The following is an 18835-nucleotide window of genomic DNA, read 5'->3' as shown; positions in this document are numbered from 1 at the left end:
AAACCCCAGCCGCTATTTTTTTGCAAATTTTATTAAGACTTAAAAAAAATAATTTAATTTTACCTCTTATGTATAAGTACTTACTTTTATTATTCTGTGGTTTATCTTTCTTGCACGCTCAATCTGTTGCTACGATTCGTCTGATAAACACTCAAAGAAACGATTCAAACCCTGTGATGGAAATCAATCAAAAAATGATTTTATCTTTTGACATTCTAAATCAAACTTCTACCCAGTTCTCCTACAAAATCACACGCTATGATGCCCGTTGGAAGAAAAGCAATGCTTTTGACTCAGAGTTTTCGACTGGTTTTTTATCCAATCGAATTAGAGATTACCAGCATTCCTTTAATACACGACAAAATTATACCCATTACCGATTAGAAATTCCTAACCGTGATTTTAAAATTACAATGAGTGGAAATTATAAAATTGAAGTTTTAAACAACGGTAAAGCGCTTTTCTCTCGTCGTTTTATCGTCTACGAAAACCTTGCTTCTATTGGTTTAAAAGTCGATCGGTTCCCGCATGCTGACGGAGCTAATCAAAAAATTGAAGCCTTGGTAAATTCACAGAAAATGGATTTCACCAAAACGCAAGATTACCAGTTATGGATTTATAAAAATAATAACCTGAATAATCATTTAATTCTGCATGATGCTTCTTTTCTACAAAATCATCAAATGCAATTTGTACAAAATCATTTACGCTTCCAAGGAGGGGTAGAATATCAATTTTTTGACACTAAAAATTTAAATATTGCAGGTCTAACTACCGAAAATATTATAAAAGACAGCATTACCCAAACAATTTTACACCCCATCAAATTTAATCCTGATTTACCATACCTAGATCGTCCTGATATTAATGGAGATTTTTACCCACGAGTTTTTAAAGGAAATCAAGAGCTCTCCCCCGACACCCAAGCCGACTACACGCGCGTTCACTTTGCTCTCGATGCGCCAAATTTATCTTCAAGCTCCAAAATTTGTGTTTTTGGAGCGTTTAACAATTTTGAATGCACCGAAGATGATTACTTAATCTACGATTCCACTAGCGGCTATTGGGTCTGCGACCGCCTACTGAAGCAAGGCTACTACAACTATAGTTTTGCCTTGGTGGAAAATGAAATTTTGAAACCAGAAAAAATCACTGGATCTTTTTGGGAAACAGAGAACGAATATAGTGCAATTTTATATTACCGCCCGTGGGGTAGCCGCTATGATTTAGCCGTGGGGTTTGGAGAAGGATTTTCTCAAGCCAAGTAACGATAAATTTTTTAAGCCTTAAAAAATTTTAAATCTCAAAAAAAAGGAGTCCCTCACAAGAAACTCCTTTCCATTTAAAGGCTGCTTAGATTCTATTTAGAATCTTCATTTTTATCCATCGGGATTTTTTTAAGCAATTCTGGGTCTTGTGCCGACTCTGAACCTCCCATATTATCCAACATTGTTCCCTTTACTCCATCTTTAGCCTCTATCACATACAGCACCATATTATCACTAGGATTTGACATTCCTTCAAAACGTGCATCGGCAACAATTTTTAACTCCTCGGGCTGATATTCTTTCTGACTAGAAAGAGCGTAAACTTTGCCTTCCTTTGTATCAAACTCTTCCGCATAGCCACTTTCTCTCAAAGCTGCCTGTGCTTCCACTACAGTATCAAACTTTCTTAAATCTTGTAAATTCATTATTTTAATTTTAAGAAGATTTAAATCAAAAACTATACCTTGAAAAGGGCGAAAGTTGCTTTCAAACCCATTATCCCTTTTAATTTAGTAGAATAAGTGATGCAAACAGCTAAAATTTACCACACTTAAGGCTAACTGATAATATGATAATTACACAAGATTTCTAAGCTCCAAGACTTTTTGTAGCCTTAATTTCTTAATAAAATTTTTAACGAAATAAAAAGCATTAAACTAAAAAAAGCTATAAAAAAATAGCCCTCCTTACAGAGGGCTAAAAAGCTTTAATCCTTAACACAACGCACGCTCATCCCGCTAGCTCGGTAGTAGAAGTCGTGAGAATCCTCGTTGTCCAGCTCATCATCATGATACTTACGGGAGTCAGCAACTGCAAGGTTTGGCAACTTATCCTGTGTATACACTTGATATTGATAAGTTCCTTCAGCATTGATTAATTCCTTCCACTCCTGCGCAGTCGGAACATGGTAACCAGACGGGCAAGGGTTATTATCTCCTCCTGCTTGCCACAAGTTATAGCTTGATGAATAATTAGCTACCCAATGACCATCGCTAGAAGTAATAAACTTCCCTGCTGATTCGCCTGTGTCTATCCAACTTGGAGCTTTGTCAGGGGTAGTTTGTGAATCCTTAAACTCATGCCCATCACTCGCTCGCTGCCATTGGTAATATGAACCGTAGAGTTTATCGTCGTCGTGGATAGCTTCGCCTGTTTTACTAACGGTAGGGTTAAAATGAGGACTATTTATATTGGCGTATTCTGCCCCAAGGTTGAGGTTGAGCCATGTTTTATTGTAGCTGCCCTCGCTTACAGTTGTAGCGCAATACACAAAATCATGTTTGCCGTCACCAAAGTGCTTATCAAAAAGTATGTTTTCTGGCGTACATTGCTTGATTTTATTGATGATATCCCCTGCTCTGCCTGGCTGCTTCTTGCGAATATAATCTATCCTTATCTCATTCAATATTTCTCTTTTAATCTCTGAAAGACTTGTACGCTTCACCAGCTTATTATCTTTTTCATCCCAAACTAAAAGCCATTGGGTAGATTTTCCCTCCTCAACACCTTCTATGCGCAGGTCTCCTTTTTGGTCTTCTTTAGCACGAATATCTAATGTCGCCTCTGGAGTATCTGTGTTAATGCCCACCTGAGCAGTGACCGCAACCGCTGATAATACGGCTAAAGAAAATAATAATTTCTTCATTTATTTTTATTTTTTTGGTTAATATTTTATTGATTTATTCTTTTCTTAATTAAATTTTTGCTGTTTTTTTCAACTTTTTTTTGCTTCTTCATTTAGAAAGAGCCCCAACCCGTGAGGCTCTTCTTTTTGAAGAAATTACTACTTCCACACAGGTGAAAATAGAAAAACCGCACAAGATTTTCTTGCACGGCTTTGTAGTTCGCTCCCGCGGGGAAGCAAAAAATTATTATAAGTTATTGATAATGAGTTGTTTAGCTCATTACTTGTGTGTGTGTGTGTGTGTGTTTACACTTTATTTTGAAACTCACAAATTTCATTTGTTAAAATTTCGTTATTTTTTTGTTAAAACTTTCCGTTGAGATTTTTCTCTTCTCAACCTGCCCGCAAATGTATTTCACGTTTTTGAATTATGCAAATTTGTTTTAATTGATGAGATGAAGGAAGTCGCTCATGTATTTAACTTATTTACAATCAAATTTATTTATCAGATACACAAGGGTGAATTTCTTTAAATTACATTCAAAGCTGAATGATAAAGTGAATAAAGTTTTTAATCAATCATTTAAAACTTGATGCGGATAAGGCACTACTTTGTTTTTGATTTTGTTAAATGGCATCTGGGAATTCCATTTTTCTAACTGCTCGCCTAGCAGCTGAGACAGGTGATTAACAGTTTCTGGGTATTTTTGTGATAAATCATTTTCCTCACCAATATCTTTTTTTAGATTATACAATTCTTTTTTCTCAGATTTCATGTCATAAATTAACTTCCAGTCACCCTGCCTTATAGCCGATTTATAGTTTATTCCTGGCGCATCTGTGGGAATCCATTTATGGGGGAAATGCCAAATTAGTTTTCTATAATCGTTTTTTAAAGCTGAATTTTTCAAAAGAGGGAAAAAACTAATTCCATCAATCTCTTGCACTGATTCATAATTTTTTAAACCAGAAATTTCTAAAATAGTAGGAAAAAAATCTTCAATCATGATGTATTGACTAGATTCTGATTTTGGTTCAATAAGGTTCGGCCATTTTACAATCATTGGCACACGTATTCCGCCTTCATACAGAGAGCCTTTGCCCGATTTCAACGGCAGATTTTGAGTGAAAGCCTCACCTCCACGTGGAGGAGAAAGTGCTAAACCTCCATTATCGCTCATAAAAATAATCACGGTATTTCTCTCCAAATTCTTCTTTTCCAGAAAATCCATGATGTCTCCTAAACTTTTATCCATCCCTTCAACCAAAGCCGCATACTTAGCTTCTTCTGCATCCAATCCTTTCTCTAAATATTTTTGCAAAAACCTATCATCTTTATCTAAAGGCACATGCACCGCATAATGTGACATATAAAGGAAAAAAGGTTTTTTTTCTTGAATAGGCTGACTTAATGCATCAATCGCTTTTTGAGTTAAAGCCTCCGTCAAAAAGACCTTCGTCCCATGGAACTCTTCTAAATTTGGAACTCCCCACGGAGGCGAATATTGACCCTTAGCATTTCCATAATTTTTTTCACCTAAATAAGTGGATGGGCTCCCCGCTGCATGTCCTCCAACATTCACATCAAAACCTATATTCAAGGGATTTTCTGCAGGCGTGTCTATAGCACCAAAATGGGCTTTACCAATATGAATGGTGAAATAACCTTGTTTTTTCAATAATGTGGGTAAAGGCTTAGCATAAACAGTCCGAGGAATGGAATCCACAGGCGACATGCCGTTCACATTCCAGTGAGGAGGGGTTAAAATACTATCTTTCTCATCTACTAATTGATTTTTTTTAAAAGTCCAATTTGTAACCTTATGGTGCGCAGCATTTAAACCCGTCATCAGGCTCACCCTTGTCGGGCTACAAACGGGTGTGGCATAAGCATTTGTAAATTTCATCCCTCGCTCAGCTAATCGCTGCATATTTGGTGTATGATATTTTTGTTTTAATAGTGTTTGTCTAGAGGCAAAAGGCACAGAAGTATCTTGCCACCCCATATCGTCTACTAAAAACAAAACAATATTTGGCTTTTCTTGAGCCTGAGAGTTAAGTATACCATTCAAAATAATCAATATAGAAATTTTTCCCTTTTTAATTTTTTGACTTAACCAATTTAAATTAAATAACATTATTTCTTCCTTTAAACATCCGTAATATACTATAAAATGAGAATATTTTGCACATAAATAAATCAAATAAATCTCTTTGCATCTGTTTCTATTCATAAGCCTTCATATCAGCGAGAAAAATATATTGAAAGGCTGAGCAAGAAAACATCTTCTCATTGATCTATTCGTTTTTTTTAAAGGCTTAAAAAATTTTTAAGGATTGGCAATCTATTAGTAATCCATTGGTAATCATTGATTTTCTGAGAGTTAACTCTCAATTTATCAACTAAATATTTGCTAGTTTAGTTTCTTCACCTATTTTCTAAGGCTTAAAAAAAATAGCTTCATTCACTCAATTCTATAGCCCAATAATTTTGTGCTTAAGACAATCATTAATAACCTAAAAGATAAACCTGCTGTGCATTATGAATTAAAAAGAAAAGCTTACTCGCAGAATTATAAAAAAATACTGCATTTATTTGTATATCAATTAATTAAACAGACAAGCGAAAACTTTTTCCTTTTTACCGAAGAAATAAGAATGAAAAATGGTAAAAAAATTCAACGTTTTTGAAAGCTATTTTAAATAGTAGCACATATCATTGGGTAGAGATATTAATCACAAAAAAATAAATGCCATCAATAATAAATTTGGTGGCAAAAGCAGTGATAAAGCTGTAAAAACACCTTAATTAAGCAGGTGCCTAAGTTACAGCAAAGGCAATGTACTGAGCTAATAAACTCAAAATTGTGATCGCGGCAGGATTCGAACCTGCGACCAATTGATTAAAAGTCAACTGCTCTACCAACTGAGCTACGCGACCCTCCAAAAAATAATTTTAAAAAACATTGCTGATGAAGGCAATGTTTTTTAAAAGTCGGGATGGCAGGATTCGAACCTGCGACCTCCTGGTCCCAAACCAGGCGCGATGACCGGGCTACGCTACATCCCGAATGTAAATTCTTTGTCGCGGAGAGACTGGGACTCGAACCCAGGCGACGGTTTCCCGCCGACAGATTAGCAATCTGCTCCGTTACCACTCCGGCACCTCTCCTTTATTTCAATGAGAATGCAAATATATAATGATTTTTATTTTTCCCAAAATATTCTTTATATTTTTTTGAAATGACTTTTATCGGCTTTTCTATCGGCCTAGTTATTAACTAATAAATAGGCTTTTACCTGTTGTCTACGCTTAGTGCTATATTAAAATATACTTAAGGTCATATTTTTTATTTTACTTAATTTAGCTATATTTTATTCTTTAGATAAAAAAAATCTTTAAATTAGCGCCGTATGGCAAATTTTTGGGATAAACTAAAGTCACTGCTTCAGCCGCCTTCTCAGGAAATTCCTGATGAAGAAATTGATATTTCATATCCTAAAAAAATCCCACTTGATGAGCAATTTGCAGATTATTTTAACAAAGGAGGCGGGCACTTTTTTTACTGCGAAAATAAAAAAGAAGCTCAAGTGTATCTACAAGAAATTTTAAAAAACACCAATATTAGTCGTTTAATTTGCTATGACCGAAAACTACAGGGTATGCTGACTGCTATCCATGCTAATTTTATTGATTACCCCTCGGCAACGGCAGATGCTAACTTTATAAAATGTGAAGGCTTGATTGCTTACAATGGCTCTGTGATGATTTCCAGCAACCATACGGGCGGACGGAAAATTAAGGAGCTGTGTGATGCCTTTATCATTTACGCTACGCCGCAACAAATCAAAAAAAATTTGACGGAGGCAATGCAAATTATCAATCGAAAAAATTCGGGCGACTTCCATCCCAGCATTACGACTATTGGTGGAATTGATGCAAATGAGCTTAATGAAATTCCATCTGCTCAAGAGATTTATTTATTATTGGTAGAAAATGGATAAACTATTGTCACGAAGCTTTGTAGGAATAATCTATGTCTTTGTAATCATCTTTGCTACGACGATTTCTCCCTACGGGTTTGTTGCTATTTTCACGTTGTTTTTCTTATTTTGTTTTTGGGAATTAGTAAAGCTGCTTCAGTTTGAAGGAAAATACATGGTCATCTTAACGGGGGCTCTATGTGCGTATTTACTTTATCATTTTTCTTCTAAATTTTTCTCAGGCATTTATCCGTCGGCTTACACCATCACATCTTATTTACCATTTATATTATGTGTAGCGGCCTACTTTATCATTTTTAGAAGACCTATGGAATTGGCTTTTGATAGTTCTAAATTGATTTTTACCGTCGTTTACCTTTGTTTGCCATTTGCTTTATTCATTCAAACAGGGAGAGAATCAGAATTTGTTGGGAACCTTTCACTAACACCCTTATTAGCTTTTTTTATCTTACTTTGGCTAAGTGATACCATGGCTTATGTTTTCGGGAATTTATGGGGTAAGACTAAACTTTCTAAAATTAGTCAAAACAAAACTTGGGAAGGCTTGGCTGGGGGTGTATTTTCAGTCATATTAGCAGGTGTTGCTTTTGAATATTTTTTCTCAGCGATGAGGGGAAATTGGATAGTAATGTCCACAATTGTAGCTATTTTGGCTCCAGTAGGCGATTTAGCGGAGTCGAAGCTCAAAAGAGTTTTTGGAGTAAAGGATAGCGGGACCTTACTTGCGGGGCATGGAGGTTTTCTAGATCGTTTAGATAGTTTTTTTTTATCCGCTATAGGTTTTTATTTTTACTTTTTAATTGAAAATTTATGAAAATTCATCGAGAAGGGAGAAGTATTTTAGGCTTATTTGCTATTTTATTCATATTCATAAGCTTGGTTTTTTACTTTTATATCCCTTTTTATTATAATCTAACGCTCATTTTTTTATTATGGATTTTCTACGGATTGATTGTCTATTTCTTCAGAGATCCGCTTAGAGAAACTTTTAGTAAACCACTGGAAATTATAGCCCCAGTAGACGGTAAAATTGTAGCTTTAGAAAAAATCTTTGAAGACGAATTTCTGAAAAAAGAAGTTTATCAGCTTTCGATCTTTATGAGCCCGTTAAACGTGCATGTATCTCGATACCCAGTTTCGGGAACGGTAGAATATGTCAAATATCACAAAGGGAAATATCTGGTCGCTTTTCATCCCAAATCATCTAAATTAAATGAAAGAACAACCACGGTTGTAAAAGCCGAGAATAATCAACAAGTGCTTTTTCGCCAAATTGCTGGTGCCGTAGCACGTAGAATTGTGATTTATGCCAAGAAAGGAGACGAAGCTAAGGCTGGGCATGAATATGGTTTCATCAAGTTTGGGTCTCGTTTAGACATTTTTTTACCTTTAGATACTGAGTTTTTCTGTAAGGTAGGCGATGTGACCAAGGGCGGCGTAGATGTATTGGCAAAATTAAAAGATTGATTTTGGATTTTAATGTCACAATCTTAGGTTACAACTCTGCCGTCCCCACAGCCCATTCACATCCCACGGCACAGCTAGTGGATGTGAAAGGAACTACATTATTGATAGATTGTGGCGAAGGAACGCAAATACAAATCAGAAAATCTAAAACAAAGTTTTCTAAGCTCAACCAAATTTTTATAAGTCATTTACATGGCGACCATGTTTTTGGCTTGGTAGGGCTCATCAGCACATTGCAACTGCTAGGGCGGAATAAATCTTTAGAAATCTTTGGACCTGTGGGGATTAAAGATTTCATCAATCATCAACTTAGTCTTACCAATGCATATCAGAACTTTGAATTAATTTTTCATGAATTAAATTCAGATGTGAGTGAATTAATTTTTGAGAACAAAAAGCTAAAGGTTTATACGATTCCACTCCGCCATCGGTTTTACTGCAACGGATTTTTAATTCAGGAAAAAGAAGGTTTACGGCATTTAAATATGCAAGCCATTCTCCAAATTCCTGAAATTGAAACCTGCGATTATTATAAAATTAAACAAGGTTTTGATTTTGTGAGAGCGAATGGCGAAGTCATACCATGTGCAAAATTGACCTTCCCGCCTGAGCCAGCACGCTCTTATGCTTTTTGTTCAGATACGATGTACCACCCAGCAATAGTTCCGATTATAGAAAATGTTGATTTGCTTTACCATGAGGCAACATTTTCTAAAGCCTTAAAAAATTTAGCAAAAAAAACTGGACATTCCACCGCAGAACAAGCTGCACAAATTGCAAAACAAGCGCAGGTAAGTAAATTAATTATCGGGCATTTTAGCAATCGGTATAAAAACCCTCAAGTGCTACTAGATGAGGCTAAAGAAATCTTTGCTGAAACGTACCTTCCCAAGACGCTGGAAAGCATTTCTATTCCGCAAAAGAAGCTGTGAAAATTTTCTAAGCCTTAAAATAAAAATCATTAAAATTTTAAAGGCTTAGAAAATTTTTGAAAGAAAAACTCGATTAATTAATCAAAATTTTGAACTCAGAAGCTTTTCTATTTGCTGCATTCGCTTCTGGTAACTCGGCATTAATTTGGTATTCACCTGGGGCTAAATTCGCTGTAGCATCAGCCTTGGTAGAAGCGATAATTTCTTCTCCATTTTTTTTAGTCACTTTATAGCTAATATCTTGATTTTGAGTGACTAAACTAAATTTATACTCGCTGGGGTTCAAAACTGTAAAATCAAATTTTTGTGTGAATTCACTACTGAAAGAACCATAAAATTCTTGTTTTTTCAATTCAATATTTTCCTCTGCCTCTAAATTATTATTTTCGCTATCTTTCACGCCAGTGCTTCCTTGATATTGTTCTGGCACATTATAAGTATCCATTTGAGCTTCCTCTACTGGGTTATTTGGAGTTTGCTGTTTGTTTTTCGGGTCACACGAGGTTAAAAAAGAAATTGAAATAATACTTAATCCTAAAATAAATTTTCTCATATATTCGTATTTTACTTTTTTATAGTTTTTAACAAATTAAATGCCAACAATTACAAATATTTATTAAGATGAAAAACATACAAGACCTTTTGCAACACATTCAGCTGAATAAAATTGATAAAAACCTCTACACAGGTACGAGTATTTCTATTGGTAGTCCCATTGTTTTTGGTGGGCAAGTTTTGGCTCAGAGTTTATATGCTATGTCTCAGGAAGTGGACGCTAGCCGAATTTGTCACTCGCTGCATTCTTACTTTATCCTACCAGGGCAACTAGACAGGAAAATAATTTTTGAAGTAGAAAATGTGCGCGACGGAGGTAGCTTTAGTACACGCCGTGTTTTAGCTAAACAGGACGGAGAAATTATTTTTATTCTAAGCGCTTCTTTTCAGTCAAAAGAAAATGGGGTTTCGCATCAAATGGAAATGCCCGAGACAGAAAGTCACGAAAACCTTTTGAGTTGGACAGATATTTATGAACAATTGAAGGGATTTTTGCCCCCCAAGATAGAGAATTTCTTGTCCATAGATCGCCCCATAACTTTCAAACCTACACAAATTGACAATCCGGCAGATCCACAAAATCTTGAACCGAAACAGTCAGTTTGGTTTAGAATCAATGGAGAAATGCAAAATAACCCTTTGCTCAATCGCTGCGTGTTAGCGTATGCTTCTGATTACAACTTACTACCAACAGCAACGCGTGCCCACGGTAAAGATTTAGCCGAAGAAGAAATCATCATGGCTAGCCTAGACCATTCTATGTGGTTTCACCGTGAATTTGACATCAATCAGTGGTTTCTCTACGTGATTGATAGTCCCTCCGCTGCCAATGCAAGAGGCTTTACCCAAGCTAAAATTTTTGGGGAAAATGGAGATTTAATAGCATCTGTAGCACAAGAAGGTTTATTAAGAATAAAAAAATAATATCTTTGACATCTTTAAATTAAATAAAATGAAAAAAATATTCATCTTAGTCATGGCTAGTTTAATCTGCTTCGGCTGTAAAAAAGAAAAAACAACAACAGAGGAAGAAATTTCTGCACAGCGTCCCACTTTGCCAGAAAAAGCAGATTACGCATTAATTCACGGTCAAATTTCTAATTTGGAGGTGCCAGTAGATAGCGTTTTGATAAGAAATCCGCAGCATCAATACCAAAAATTGATAAAAATGCAACCCGACGGAGTTTTTCATGATACGCTAAGAATCCCAGCTGAGGGGCCGTACCAAATTAAAATTGGAGACGAGTATGCTACCGTTTTCTTGAAAAATGGAAATCCATTATACCTGACCTCAGACTATCCGCAATTTGATGAAACTTTAAAATTTGAAGGAGAAGGTAACATTGTAGATAAAAGTAATTTTGTCATCGCATCTACACTGATGCAAGAAAAAGCCATTGCAGAAGAAGACTTTGCACTAGATGAAGCCGCTTTCAGCAAAAAATTGGAGGGAATGAAAGCAAATTTTGCTCAGCTGATTGAAAAATATCCTAATTTAGACCAAAAATTCGTTACAGATTCAAAAGAACAATACGAATTAGGCTTAGAAGGATTAAAAAAATATTACCAGCGTAAAAAAGAAATCGCTAATAAATTTACTGGTAAGCCAGCGCCTTCTTTTTCAGGAGAAGATATCAACGGCAAAAAATATCGTCTTTCTGACTTCTCAGGTAAATACATTTATGTCGATGTATGGGCCACTTGGTGCGGACCGTGCAAGGCTGAAATTCCTGATTTAAAGAAAATTGAAGAAGAATACCGTGGTAAAAACATTGAATTTGTAAGCCTTTCTATCGATGAAGCTTCAGACAAGGAAACTTGGAAGAATTTTGTGCGAGAAAAAGAATTGAAAGGAATTCAGATTTTTGATGGAGCAGCATGGAAGAGTAACTTTATAAAAGATTTAGAAATTCAAGGCATTCCAAGATTTATTCTCATCGGTCCCGATGGGAAAATCATCGACCCAGATGCACCAAGACCAAGTGGTGGAAAATTGAGAGAAAAATTAAACGCTTTGGAAATTTAATAAAACTCAGAAAAAATGTAAAAAAAACTCAGCAAAACTAATTAGCTGAGTTTTTTCATTTAAAAAAAAATGCCGATAAGCCGGATTCTGTCAGTCTTAATTGCTTAAAACGTCTTGTCATTTATCTGGAATTCACATTACTGCAAATTTCTATCTGCTCACCCCTCGGCATCGGGCGGGCAACCCTTTTCAGCCGATATACATAGCATTTCACCGCACAGAGTTTACCTGATTTCACTACAGCCGTACTGTACTTGCTTTCTGTTGCACTTGTCCTCAGCTTATAATCAACTGGGCGGGCGTTACCCGCTGTGCTGCCCTATGGTGTCCGGACTTTCCTCACGCAGCTAACTCACCACGTGCGACAAGATGGCGACACAAATGTATGAAATTTTTATTCAATTTTTTAAGGCTTAAAAAATTTCAAATCAAGTCGTTATCTTTGCAGTATGAAAATTCAAGAAATTCAAGATAATATTGTACAAGATTTTTCTTTTTTTGATGATTGGGAAGGGCGCTATCAGCATCTGATTGATTTAGGGAAAGATTTAGCCGAACTCAGCGAAGAAGAAAAAAAAGAAGGAAATTTAGTGAAAGGCTGCCAAAGCAATGTTTGGTTAGCATCTGAATACAAGGGAGATAAAGTCTTCTATAAGGCTGATAGTGATGCCATTTTGCCTAAAGGAATTGCAGCTCTGTTAGTGCAAATTTATTCTGGGCAAACGCCACAAGAAATTTTAAAAAGCAACGAAGATTTTATAGAAAAAATTGGTTTGCAGGAATTCTTGTCTCCTACGCGTGCCAACGGATTACTAGCGATGATAAAGCAGATTAAATTCTACGCCATTGCTTTTGATGCTAAAAGGAATTAAAAAACATAAATTTTGAACCCAAATTTTCACATCTTAGCACTACGTTTTTCTTCCATTGGTGATGTCGCAATGTGCGTACCCGTGATTGATTCAGTATTGAAGAATAACTTAGAAGTGAAAATCACTTTTGCTACGCCCAAAGCTTTTCACGTTTTTTTCCCAGTGCATGAACGCTTAAATTTAATCGATTTTGATAAAAAACAAGAGCATCGGGGAATCTTAGGTTTAGTGCGGTTTTATCGGCAGCATTTTAATTTAGAGTTTGATGCAGTAGCTGATTTACATTCCGTTTTGCGAACACAGTTTTTACGTGGTATTTTCAGCACTCTAGGTACGCCTACTGCTTATATAGACAAAGGTAGGGCTGAGAAAAAATTACTAACTCAAAAAGATGACAAAGAGCTGAAACCGCTGATTCATACCTGTACACGATATGCTCAAGTTTTTGAAGAATTGGGATGTGATGTCCCTTTAAATTTTGAATTACAAAATTTCTTAGGTTATCCCAATGCTTTGAAAGACGGAGTAGGCATTGCTCCCTTGGCTAAACATGAAGAAAAGCAATTCCCTCTAGAAAAAATGAAAGAAATTGTAGCTCATTTGGCACAAAATCATCAGGTCTATTTACTTGGAGGAAAAGAAGATGAGGAAATTCTAAATACTTTGGTTCAGCCAAAGGTAGAAAATTTAGCTGGTAAACAAAGTTTCAAAGAAGATTTGGAACTGATGGCAGGACTGAAATTTGTCATCAGTATGGATAGTGCAAATATGCATTTAGCTTCCTTGGTCGGGACGCGCGTCATCTCCGTGTGGGGAGCCACGCATCCGTACTTAGGTTTTTTGGGCTACGGGCAATCGATGAAAGATGTTGTGCAATTAGAGAATCTAAGCTGTCGCCCTTGCTCAGTTTTTGGCAACAAAACCTGCTGGCGTGGAGATTTAGCCTGCATGAATGAATTATCTTTCTCTAGAACAATCTTTAATCTAATTTTTTTTTAAGGCTTTAGAAATTTCATCAAAAAAAAACCGCCTTGAAATTCCCAAAACGGCTTTTTATTAATATAAAAAATTAAAATTATCTCGCAAGATAGGTTTTCAGAATTCTACTCCTTGAAGTGTGTTTTAATCTTCGGATGGCTTTTTCTTTAATTTGACGGACGCGTTCACGTGTTAAATCAAAAGCTTCACCGATTTCTTCTAGGGTCATTGGGTGCTCGCCATTGAGCCCAAAATACAAGCGAATCAAATCAGCTTCTCTCGGGGTCAAAGTTTTCAACGCTCTTTCAATTTCAATACGAAGCGACTCGTTAAGCAATTCCCTATCAGGATTAGGCGATTCCCCAGAGCGTAAAACGTCGTACAAATTAGAATCTTCACCTTCCACCAATGGAGCATCCATAGAAACGTGACGCCCACTATTTTTCATTGATTCTTTTACATCATCTTCAGTCATATCCAATTGGTCTGAAATCTCTTCTGCCGATGGAGCCCGCTCATGTTCCTGCTCTAGCGAAGCATAAGCCTTATTAATTTTATTGATGGAACCAATTTTATTGAGCGGCAAACGTACAATTCTAGATTGTTCTGCCAACGCCTGCAAAATAGATTGACGAATCCACCAAACGGCGTACGAAATAAATTTAAAACCACGCGTTTCATCAAATCGCTGAGCTGCTTTGATGAGCCCTAAATTTCCTTCGTTTATCAAATCTGGTAAACTCAAACCTTGATTTTGGTACTGTTTTGCTACGGAAACAACGAACCTCAAATTCGCTTTTGTCAATTTTTCTAAAGCAATTTTATCTCCAGCCTTGATTCGCTGAGCCAATTCCACTTCATCCTCTGCTGTAATCAAATCAACTTTACCTATTTCCTGTAAATATTTATCTAGAGAAGCTGTTTCACGATTAGTAACCTGTTTGGTAATTTTTAGTTGCCGCATATATTTTTTTAAAACTTTTTTTTTTAAACTTATAGATAACTATTGATTTACCAAAAATACTTTGGTAAATTTGTAGACAAGACTTTCCTATTTATTTTTAGCTCTTGCTCTATTAGCTAGTACGTAACAGCGTAGTAAAATGTTACAAGCTTTAATGTTAACTTTTAGTTAAAACTCGAATGATTTTTTTTAATTTTAAGAGGCAAGTTTTATCTCAGAATATTTTTTTGAATTCTAAAATAAATTCTTCCTTAAAAAAATATTCTAACAAATTTTACTTTTTTCATCAAATAGAAAAATCATAATGAGGTGATGGTATAATATTTGTGAAAATTAAGCTAAAATATCAAAATTATGAAAAAACTTGTTTTAGGAATAAGCTTAGCATCCATGATTTTTGCAGTGCAGTCTTGTGAGAAAAAAAATGAAACTCAAAATACTGACAGTGAGATAGTTGCACCGTCAGAGGATTCCGAAATGGGAGTCGTTTCTGAAGTTATCGTTCCTTTATCTTCCAAAAGCGGAAGTTCTGTGGCTGGGAGTGCAACCTTTACGCAAAGTGGCAACGAAGTGACCCTGAAAGTAGATGTTACAGGATTGAAAGGCAGTGAACATGCCATTCATATTCATGAAAACGGTGATTGCTCTGCCGATGATGGTTCTTCTGCTGGCGGGCACTGGAATCCTACTGGAGATGACCACGGGAAGTGGGGCGAAGGTGATTTTCACTACGGTGACATCGGTAATTTAGTTGCTGATGCAGAAGGTAAATCAACCTTAGTCTTTACAACAGATAAGTGGACTTTAGAAGAAAATGCAGAAAATGGATTGAGAGGAAAATCAGTTATCATCCATGCAAAAGCGGATGATTTTACATCTCAGCCATCTGGAGCTGCTGGAGATCGTATTGCTTGTGGGGTTATTAAATAAGGTTATTAAATAATATATTCTAATATTTTTTTAGCCTCAAACAAAAGCCTTTAGATTAAATTTCTAAAGGCTTTTGTTTTATCATATAATTTATGATTTCAATTTTTTTAAGGCTTAAAAAATTTTATGCTTTATTCAGCATATCCACTTCTGCTACTTTCAGTAGGAAATTATGCATTTGGTCGTTTCGCATAAATGATTTCATATGTTCACTTCCTGGCCCATACATCGCCAATTCTGTGTAGTCAGAGGTATGATTCATGCTGTTCCAACCCACGTGGAAGTGCTCATACTGCATTTTAGATAGCAACAGGAAAGGCAAATGCTTCGGGTTATAGATTCCATCTTCGGCTTGCACATCTTTGTAGTAGGCTATGATTTCTTTGGCGTGTTCGGTTGAAATTTTCATATTCCCAGAATTTTCATACAAGCGGTCTATGATTTCTTTTTCGGTAGCATCGGTTCTGATTCCTTGCAAAATCCAATCATTAGAATGCTTGATGCTCACCGTGTTATCAAATAGCGGGTCTACGCCTTTCCCGTACACCAAACCAGGATTTGCATTCCCGTGGTCAGAGGTTATTACGACTAGCGTATTTCCATCTTTTTTAGCAAAATCCAATACGTGATTCACACAAGAATCAAACATTAACTGATCAAATAACAGAGCAGCAAAATCATTGCCGTGCGCCGCCCAGTCTACTTTGCCTGCCTCTACCTGCAATACAAAACCATTGCTATGTGATTTCATTTGCTCTATAGCTTTTTGCGTCAAATCCAATAAGTTAGGCGTAGTTTTATCTGTGCCCAAAGTTTTAGCATCTACAGAATACGGCAATGAATCTTCGGTGAAAACACCTAATAACTTCTGGTTTGGCTGAGCCTTCAGCATCTCAGATTTATTTTTTGCCACGTGATAGCCTTTCTTTGTAAAGACCGCGTACATATCTTTTTTATCTTTTCTAAACTTAGGGTCAAAATATTTTTGCCCGCCGCCCATCATCACATCAAAATCTAGCGTAGCATACTTCTCTGCAATAGCCGCTTGGTCGCTTCTAGACTTTATATTCACACAAAATCCTGCTGGCGTGGCGTGCGTAATGGGCACAGTGGTAACGCAACCTACTTTTTTCCCCGCTTTTTTAAATTTTTGCAAGATTGGTTCATATTCTTCGCCTTTGGCGCCAATATTCAGGTTCCCGTTGGGGACTCTATGCCCCCCTCCCCAAGAAGAACTCGCTGCAGCAGAATCTGTAACAATAGACGTCTTAGAAGCCATATCCATCAACCCTCTTTGCATCAAATCATCTTGATATGCCCCCAGCCAAGCTGATGGTTTTCCTAAAATTCTTTTGCTATAAATATCGCTCATTGCCAGCGTACCAGAACTCATGCCATCGCTCACCATGAAGATAATGTTCTTGGTTTTTTTATGCCTAAATTCTTCTCTGATTGTATTTGATTTTAAGCTTTCTGCTCCCAAGAAAAAAGCCCCAAGCCCAAGCAAAGACGAGTTTTTAAAGAATTCTCTCCTTTTCATGCCTAAAAATTTATTTATGACAAATGTAAAGGTTTTTCGCTTAACTGAATATTATAATTTTGTTTAAATCTCATTTAAATGAAAACTAAAGCATAACTGAATGAACAAAAGAAGCGAGCTCTAATTTACAAATCTGAGCTCGCTTTTTATTTTTTAACGCCATGAGTAAACACTGGCTTAAACCACGCCTGTTTTCTCTTTATACGCTACTTTTTAATTATTATCTTTAATGCAACGCACGCTGGCCCCGTAAGCTCGGCCGTAGCTGTTCACACCGCTGTAGCTCCTGTCGAAGTTCATGCTGTGAGCGCTGTTACTGCCTTCAGAAGAGCTACTCCAGTAGTACCCGCTAGAACGACTGTCGCTCAGTGAACCATTGTTATAGAGATGGTAGCCAGCAGCTGCAAGGTTTGGCAACTTAGTCTGTGTATACATTTGACTTCCTACAGCATTGAGTAATTGCTGCCACTCCTGCACAGTCGGAACATGGTAACCAGACGGACAAGGGTTATTATATCCTCCTGCTTGCCACAACCTTAAATCTGCACCTGATGCATTTTCACTTCCGTCTACCCAGTTATAGTTTCCTTTAATAAACGCTGAACTGCCAGCATTTCTCCAATCTTGGGCTTGTGTTGTGGTAGTTTCTGCCCCCCTAAACTCATGCCCATCACTCGCTCTCTGCCATTGGTATAATGAACCGTAGGTTTTATCATCTTCATTGGCAGCTTCGTCGTCTGTTTTATTAACTTTATTAACGGTAGGGTCAAAATGAGAACTATGGATGTTGGCGTATTCTGCTCCAAGGTTGAGGTTGAGCCATGTTTTATTATAATTAGTAGCAGTTTCAGTTACAGTTGTAGCGCAATACACAAAATCATGCTTGCCGTCACCAAAGTGCTTATCAAAAAGTATGTTTTCTGGTGCACATTGTTTGATTTTTTTGATGATATCATCTGCTCTGTCTGGCTGATTATCTCGGATGTGCTTTATTTTATCCTCATTTGCTAATTCCCATTTGAGGTCTGAGAGGCTTGTGCGCTTCACCTTTTGGTCTTTTTCATTCCAAACTAAAAGCCATTGGGTAGATATTTCCTCCTTAACACCTTCTATGCGCAAGTCACCTTCTTGGTTGCCCTTTGCGCTGATGTCTAATGTCGCCTGTGGAGTATCTGTGTTAATGCCCACCTGAGCGGTGGCTAAGGCCCCTGGCAATACAACAAAAGAAAGTAATAATTTCTTCATTTATTTTAATTTTTTGATTAATATTTTATTGATTTATTCTTTTTCTTCATTGAATTTTTGCTGTTTTTTATTCAACTTTTTTTGCTTCTTCATTTAGAAAGAGCCCCAACCCGTGAGGCTCTTCTTTTTGAAGAAATTACTACTTTCACACAGGTGAAAATAGAAAAACCGCACAAGATTTTCTTGCACGGCTTTGCGGTTCGCTCCCGAAGGGAAGCAAAAAATTATTATAAGTAGCTGATAATGAGTTGTTTAGCTCATTACTTGTGTGTGTGTGTGTTTACACTTTATTTTGAAACTCACAAATTTCATTTGTTAAAATTTCGTTATTTTTTTGTTAAAATTTTTCGTTGAGATTTTTCTCTTCTCAACCTGCCCGCAAATGTATTTTACGTTTTTGAATTACGCAAATTTATTTTTTTTTGAGGC

The 18835-nt window shown here is 36.4% G+C and carries 17 protein-coding genes, 3 tRNA genes and 1 other RNA gene; 10 read left to right on the top strand and 11 right to left on the bottom strand.

The genetic code is table 11. The annotated features are described in order from the left end of the window. Positions 1 to 68 precede the first annotated feature (68 nt). Positions 69 to 1268: a type IX secretion system plug protein gene (locus D5J18_RS03885; protein ID WP_119057718.1), complete on the top strand. Its 1200-nt coding sequence runs from the start codon at positions 69 to 71 to the stop codon at positions 1266 to 1268. A gap of 92 nt (positions 1269 to 1360) precedes the next feature. Here the strand turns inward: D5J18_RS03885 and D5J18_RS03880 are convergent, their stop codons facing one another. The 6 genes from D5J18_RS03880 to D5J18_RS03845 form a co-directional block, all read right to left on the bottom strand. Beyond that, on the bottom strand, positions 1361 to 1693 hold the full coding sequence (locus tag D5J18_RS03880) for a phosphoribosylpyrophosphate synthetase (protein WP_119057717.1): 333 nt from the start codon (positions 1691 to 1693) through the stop codon (positions 1361 to 1363). A gap of 281 nt (positions 1694 to 1974) precedes the next feature. Beyond that, positions 1975 to 2913 (bottom strand): FISUMP domain-containing protein, encoded by a 939-nt coding sequence (locus D5J18_RS03875; RefSeq protein ID WP_119057716.1) that lies wholly within the window; start codon positions 2911 to 2913, stop codon positions 1975 to 1977. A 554-nt stretch (positions 2914 to 3467) separates the two neighbouring features. Then, the gene (locus D5J18_RS03865) at positions 3468 to 4973 is read right to left on the bottom strand and encodes a sulfatase (RefSeq protein WP_221407269.1); all 1506 of its coding nucleotides are present in this window, start codon (positions 4971 to 4973) and stop codon (positions 3468 to 3470) included. Between the two features lie 787 nt (positions 4974 to 5760). Further along, positions 5761 to 5833 (bottom strand) — tRNA-Lys (locus D5J18_RS03855). A 54-nt stretch (positions 5834 to 5887) separates the two neighbouring features. Continuing rightward, positions 5888 to 5962, bottom strand: a tRNA-Pro gene (locus D5J18_RS03850). An 18-nt stretch (positions 5963 to 5980) separates the two neighbouring features. Beyond that, positions 5981 to 6064: transfer RNA gene (locus D5J18_RS03845), tRNA-Ser, on the bottom strand. 242 nt (positions 6065 to 6306) lie between these two features. Here D5J18_RS03845 and D5J18_RS03840 point away from each other — a divergent pair. From D5J18_RS03840 to D5J18_RS03825, 4 genes are read left to right on the top strand one after another with little or no spacing between them, the layout of a single operon-like run. Next, positions 6307 to 6897, top strand: coding sequence for a hypothetical protein (locus tag D5J18_RS03840; protein WP_119057712.1), 591 nt, complete (start codon positions 6307 to 6309; stop codon positions 6895 to 6897). Next, positions 6890 to 7711, top strand: a complete 822-nt coding sequence (locus tag D5J18_RS03835; RefSeq protein ID WP_119057711.1) for a phosphatidate cytidylyltransferase — start codon at positions 6890 to 6892, stop codon at positions 7709 to 7711. The genes D5J18_RS03840 and D5J18_RS03835 overlap by 8 nt, the downstream gene beginning before the upstream one ends. Next, positions 7708 to 8364 carry a phosphatidylserine decarboxylase family protein gene (locus D5J18_RS03830; protein ID WP_119057710.1) on the top strand — a complete coding sequence of 219 codons (657 nt, stop codon included), beginning with the start codon at positions 7708 to 7710 and terminating at the stop codon, positions 8362 to 8364. The genes D5J18_RS03835 and D5J18_RS03830 overlap by 4 nt, the downstream gene beginning before the upstream one ends. A gap of 2 nt (positions 8365 to 8366) precedes the next feature. Next, positions 8367 to 9296 carry a ribonuclease Z gene (locus D5J18_RS03825; RefSeq protein ID WP_119057934.1) on the top strand — a complete coding sequence of 310 codons (930 nt, stop codon included), beginning with the start codon at positions 8367 to 8369 and terminating at the stop codon, positions 9294 to 9296. Positions 9297 to 9369: 73 nt separating this feature from the next. Here D5J18_RS03825 and D5J18_RS03820 read toward each other — a convergent pair whose 3' ends face one another. Beyond that, entirely contained in the window at positions 9370 to 9849 is a 480-nt protein-coding gene (locus D5J18_RS03820) for a hypothetical protein (RefSeq protein WP_119057709.1), read from the bottom strand. 68 nt (positions 9850 to 9917) lie between these two features. Here D5J18_RS03820 and D5J18_RS03815 point away from each other — a divergent pair, with 68 nt between their 5' ends. Together D5J18_RS03815 and D5J18_RS03810 are read left to right on the top strand one after the other, a co-directional pair. Then, complete coding sequence (locus D5J18_RS03815) at positions 9918 to 10775, top strand: acyl-CoA thioesterase (RefSeq protein WP_119057708.1); 858 nt, start codon at positions 9918 to 9920, stop codon at positions 10773 to 10775. A gap of 28 nt (positions 10776 to 10803) precedes the next feature. After that, positions 10804 to 11877: a TlpA family protein disulfide reductase gene (locus D5J18_RS03810; RefSeq protein WP_119057707.1), complete on the top strand. Its 1074-nt coding sequence runs from the start codon at positions 10804 to 10806 to the stop codon at positions 11875 to 11877. 60 nt (positions 11878 to 11937) lie between these two features. Here the strand turns inward: D5J18_RS03810 and rnpB are convergent. Continuing rightward, an RNA gene (gene rnpB, locus D5J18_RS03805) (RNase P RNA component class A) lies at positions 11938 to 12258 on the bottom strand. 68 nt (positions 12259 to 12326) lie between these two features. Between rnpB and D5J18_RS03800 the strand changes: the two genes are divergently transcribed. Both D5J18_RS03800 and D5J18_RS03795 read left to right on the top strand, forming a co-directional pair. After that, the gene (locus D5J18_RS03800; protein WP_119057706.1) at positions 12327 to 12749 is read left to right on the top strand and encodes a SufE family protein; all 423 of its coding nucleotides are present in this window, start codon (positions 12327 to 12329) and stop codon (positions 12747 to 12749) included. 12 nt (positions 12750 to 12761) lie between these two features. After that, entirely contained in the window at positions 12762 to 13748 is a 987-nt protein-coding gene (locus D5J18_RS03795) for a glycosyltransferase family 9 protein (protein WP_221407268.1), read from the top strand. Between the two features lie 76 nt (positions 13749 to 13824). Here D5J18_RS03795 and D5J18_RS03790 read toward each other — a convergent pair whose 3' ends face one another. Continuing rightward, positions 13825 to 14691 carry a sigma-70 family RNA polymerase sigma factor gene (locus D5J18_RS03790; RefSeq protein WP_119057704.1) on the bottom strand — a complete coding sequence of 289 codons (867 nt, stop codon included), beginning with the start codon at positions 14689 to 14691 and terminating at the stop codon, positions 13825 to 13827. Positions 14692 to 15045: 354 nt separating this feature from the next. Here D5J18_RS03790 and D5J18_RS03785 point away from each other — a divergent pair, with 354 nt between their 5' ends. Continuing rightward, the gene (locus D5J18_RS03785; protein ID WP_119057703.1) at positions 15046 to 15621 is read left to right on the top strand and encodes a superoxide dismutase family protein; all 576 of its coding nucleotides are present in this window, start codon (positions 15046 to 15048) and stop codon (positions 15619 to 15621) included. A 124-nt stretch (positions 15622 to 15745) separates the two neighbouring features. Here the strand turns inward: D5J18_RS03785 and D5J18_RS03780 are convergent, their stop codons facing one another. Beyond that, complete coding sequence (locus D5J18_RS03780; protein WP_119057702.1) at positions 15746 to 17161, bottom strand: alkaline phosphatase; 1416 nt, start codon at positions 17159 to 17161, stop codon at positions 15746 to 15748. Positions 17162 to 17374: 213 nt separating this feature from the next. Further along, positions 17375 to 18406 carry an FISUMP domain-containing protein gene (locus D5J18_RS03775; protein WP_119057701.1) on the bottom strand — a complete coding sequence of 344 codons (1032 nt, stop codon included), beginning with the start codon at positions 18404 to 18406 and terminating at the stop codon, positions 17375 to 17377. Positions 18407 to 18835 lie beyond the last annotated feature (429 nt).

Source organism: Candidatus Ornithobacterium hominis (assembly GCF_900538215.1).
Taxonomy (GTDB): domain Bacteria; phylum Bacteroidota; class Bacteroidia; order Flavobacteriales; family Weeksellaceae; genus Ornithobacterium; species Ornithobacterium hominis.
This window is presented reverse-complemented; position numbering and strand designations above follow the sequence as displayed.

What these genes read in the sequence shown, in the direction of transcription:
- D5J18_RS03830 (WP_119057710.1), top strand. Translation starts at nt 7,708, where the DNA reads ATGAAAATTCATCGAGAAGGGAGAAGTATTTTAGGCTTATTTGCTATT.
- D5J18_RS03785 (WP_119057703.1), top strand. Translation starts at nt 15,046, where the DNA reads ATGAAAAAACTTGTTTTAGGAATAAGCTTAGCATCCATGATTTTTGCA.
- D5J18_RS03820 (WP_119057709.1), bottom strand. Translation starts at nt 9,849, where the DNA reads ATGAGAAAATTTATTTTAGGATTAAGTATTATTTCAATTTCTTTTTTA.
- D5J18_RS03775 (WP_119057701.1), bottom strand. Translation starts at nt 18,406, where the DNA reads ATGAAGAAATTATTACTTTCTTTTGTTGTATTGCCAGGGGCCTTAGCC.
- D5J18_RS03875 (WP_119057716.1), bottom strand. Translation starts at nt 2,913, where the DNA reads ATGAAGAAATTATTATTTTCTTTAGCCGTATTATCAGCGGTTGCGGTC.
- D5J18_RS03800 (WP_119057706.1), top strand. Translation starts at nt 12,327, where the DNA reads ATGAAAATTCAAGAAATTCAAGATAATATTGTACAAGATTTTTCTTTT.
- D5J18_RS03835 (WP_119057711.1), top strand. Translation starts at nt 6,890, where the DNA reads ATGGATAAACTATTGTCACGAAGCTTTGTAGGAATAATCTATGTCTTT.
- D5J18_RS03790 (WP_119057704.1), bottom strand. Translation starts at nt 14,691, where the DNA reads ATGCGGCAACTAAAAATTACCAAACAGGTTACTAATCGTGAAACAGCT.
- D5J18_RS03815 (WP_119057708.1), top strand. Translation starts at nt 9,918, where the DNA reads ATGAAAAACATACAAGACCTTTTGCAACACATTCAGCTGAATAAAATT.
- D5J18_RS03840 (WP_119057712.1), top strand. Translation starts at nt 6,307, where the DNA reads ATGGCAAATTTTTGGGATAAACTAAAGTCACTGCTTCAGCCGCCTTCT.
- D5J18_RS03880 (WP_119057717.1), bottom strand. Translation starts at nt 1,693, where the DNA reads ATGAATTTACAAGATTTAAGAAAGTTTGATACTGTAGTGGAAGCACAG.
- D5J18_RS03810 (WP_119057707.1), top strand. Translation starts at nt 10,804, where the DNA reads ATGAAAAAAATATTCATCTTAGTCATGGCTAGTTTAATCTGCTTCGGC.
- D5J18_RS03885 (WP_119057718.1), top strand. Translation starts at nt 69, where the DNA reads ATGTATAAGTACTTACTTTTATTATTCTGTGGTTTATCTTTCTTGCAC.
- D5J18_RS03780 (WP_119057702.1), bottom strand. Translation starts at nt 17,161, where the DNA reads ATGAAAAGGAGAGAATTCTTTAAAAACTCGTCTTTGCTTGGGCTTGGG.